We start from the raw sequence: 2,854 nt of genomic DNA on the forward strand, positions 1-2,854 counted from the left end.
ATTTAACAGTCATATTTGTTGTAAGTTTACTACATTTGTTGTGTTTTTATTGAACTACAACCGATACGACCCTTTATTTATTAAGCATTCTGAAAGTGTAAAGTGATTTAATGACAAACAATAATTCATCCTCAAAACCGGAAACAAATATTAAGTTTATTGGCGCTCATGTCTCGGCTGCTGGTGGAGTTGATCAGGCGCCTATGCGTGCACGTGAAATTGGCGCCAATGCGTTTGCACTGTTTACCAAGAACCAGAGACAGTGGGCGGCAAAACCGCTAGAAGCGAAAACCATTAGTGCCTTTAAAGCTAATTGCAAAATGTTGGGCTTCGGTGCTGAGCACATTCTTCCTCATGACTCCTACCTTATTAACCTAGGAGCACCAGAAGAAGAGAAGCTAGAGAAATCACGCGCGGCTTTTATTGATGAAATGGAGCGTTGTAATCAACTTGGATTAACGCTTTTGAATTTTCATCCTGGGAGTCATTTAAAGAAAATCTCAGAAAGCGAATGTTTGGCGAAGATCGCTGAATCGATCAACCTAGCTCATCAAGCGGTACCTGACGTAATCGCAGTGATCGAGAATACGTCTGGGCAGGGCACTAATCTGGGTTGGAAGTTTGAACATCTAGCAGAGATTATCGAACAGGTAGAAGATAAGTCACGTGTTGGTGTGTGCTTAGACACCTGCCATACGTTTACTGCTGGCTATGACTTACGTACAAAAGAGGCGTGTGAGCATACTTTTGCTGAGTTCGACCGCATCGTGGGTATGCACTATCTAAGAGCAATGCACATCAATGATTCAAAAGCTGAGTTCGCGAGCCGAGTCGATCGACACCATTCTTTAGGAAAAGGCGAAATTGGCTGGGATTGTTTTGAGTATATTGCCTCTGATTCTCGCTTTAATGGTATCCCTCTTATCTTGGAAACCATTGATTCGACGATCTGGAAAGAGGAAATTCAACAACTTAGAATGTTTCATCGCTCAGCAACGCTAGCGAGCGAACAAGCGTAATAATAGAGGGGGAAATTTATTTCCGTCTATTTCTAAAAATTGGCACCTTTCTTTCATAGTATTAAAGTGAATATGTAGTTCACGATGTCTTAGAGGAGGTGCCTTTATGTATTCAATCACCCAAACTTCAACTATTGCTGTCGCACGCCGTTTACCTACACCAAACCGTCACGTGCATAACCACGGCCACCATCGTACACAGCAGAAAAGTGGTTAATCGAGATAAGCACAACTTGAACTGATTATTATGATTCATCAACAAGTGAACCCTACACATCATGTTTATTGATAGCTGTATGAGGTATAACTAGAGCCTTATTTAGGACAGTTAGCCGATACAGCTATTTTTTTGTCTGGCGAAAGCCGCTAGAAACCTTGATGATTGGGAAGTAAAACGATGACCGCACCAAAGACTTGGGAATCCATTATTAATGATGAACGTGATAAAGAGTACTTTCAGAGTGTCCTCGCGTTTGTTGAACAGCAACGTAATAGTGGTAAAACCGTCTACCCGTCACAAGAACAGGTGTTCAGTGCCTTTGATATGACGCCTTTCGAATCCGTGCGAGTGGTTATCTTAGGGCAAGATCCTTATCACGGTGCTAACCAAGCTCACGGCTTAGCATTCTCAGTGCTTCCTGGTGTGAAAATCCCACCTTCTCTACGCAATATGTACAAAGAGCTTGCACAAGATATAGAGGGCTTTGAGATTCCTAGTCATGGTTATCTCGATTCTTGGGCATCGCAAGGGGTGTTGATGTTGAACACAGTCCTTACAGTCGAAGAGGCAAAAGCACACTCACATGCTAAGTGTGGCTGGGAAACCTTTACCGATGCCATTATTGCTGAGCTCAATCAGCGCTCTGAACCGATCATCTTTTTGTTGTGGGGCGCACACGCCCAGAAGAAAGGTCAAGCGATTGATGACGACAAGCATCATGTGTTGGTTGCACCTCACCCATCGCCATTATCGGCACGCCGTGGATTCTTCGGTTGTCAGCATTTCTCTACAACCAACAAGCTGCTTTCTTCTATGGATCAACAACCTATTGACTGGCGTTTACCAACAGAAGTGTAGGTTGGTGGTTTTCTGAGCAGGGTCAAATCATAAATCAGCATATTCGTATACACTTATAAATAGTAGGTGTAATGGAGTGCAATACTATGATGATTGAAAGGATAAGACGAGAGCATGGCTATATGGCTCGTTTACTCGCGATACTCAACAGTAAGTTAGAGTTTCTGAAACAGGAGCGAGAAATAAACTATAGCCTGATCGCAGAGGTGGTTCATTACCTTATGAACCATTCAGACAAAGTGCATCACCCTAAAGAAGACGTCATTTATCGCTACTATCTTAAGCAATATGGCAGCGAGCAAGCGATTGAAGACTTGGAGTTAGAGCATCAATTGCTTTCTGAGAAAACGGCGGACTTTTTAGGTTTGGTCGATATGATCCTTCAAGATGCGGTGGTTCCTCAGCAAGTCTTTATTGAGCAGCTTGAAGCGTTTGTTAAGGCTCAGCGAAAGCACATGGAATATGAAGAGAAGCATGTGCTACCCATGATTGTTGAGGCGTTCACGGTGAAAGATTGGCAAGAAGTGGAGTCTCAATGGCTTCAACCGGAAGATGACCCTGTTTTTGGAGAGACCATCGCCGATCAATATCGCCAACTCGCGGCTCGGGTTCGACAAAATGAACAAGAGTGTGTTTAGCCCGTTGTAATGTTGAGGTGCACCTATTTTAGGTGTCCTCTATATTAGAGGGTTGGTTTCCAAATGGCGCTTTGAGCGGATTAACTACCTCAAAAAATAAAAAAGGCACCTATATAGGT

3 protein-coding genes are annotated in these 2,854 nt (G+C 43.2%); all 3 read left to right on the top strand.

The features are described 5' to 3' along the window. Window positions 1–110: 110 nt before the first annotated feature. The 3 genes from nfo to AB4517_RS22015 all read left to right on the top strand — a co-directional run bounded on the left by nfo (window position 111) and on the right by AB4517_RS22015 (window position 2,735). Window positions 111–1,019: a deoxyribonuclease IV gene (gene nfo / locus AB4517_RS22005; protein ID WP_017062881.1), complete on the top strand. Its 909-nt coding sequence runs from the start codon at window positions 111–113 to the stop codon at window positions 1,017–1,019. Between the two features lie 397 nt (window positions 1,020–1,416). Then, on the top strand, window positions 1,417–2,097 hold the full coding sequence (gene ung, locus AB4517_RS22010) for a uracil-DNA glycosylase (protein WP_372149992.1): 681 nt from the start codon (window positions 1,417–1,419) through the stop codon (window positions 2,095–2,097). Window positions 2,098–2,183: 86 nt separating this feature from the next. Further along, the gene (locus AB4517_RS22015) at window positions 2,184–2,735 is read left to right on the top strand and encodes a hemerythrin domain-containing protein (protein WP_017070073.1); all 552 of its coding nucleotides are present in this window, start codon (window positions 2,184–2,186) and stop codon (window positions 2,733–2,735) included. Window positions 2,736–2,854 lie beyond the last annotated feature (119 nt).

The sequence above is a fragment of the Vibrio sp. 10N.222.52.C3 genome, from assembly GCF_041474195.1.
GTDB classification, from domain to species: Bacteria; Pseudomonadota; Gammaproteobacteria; order Enterobacterales; family Vibrionaceae; genus Vibrio; species Vibrio crassostreae_C.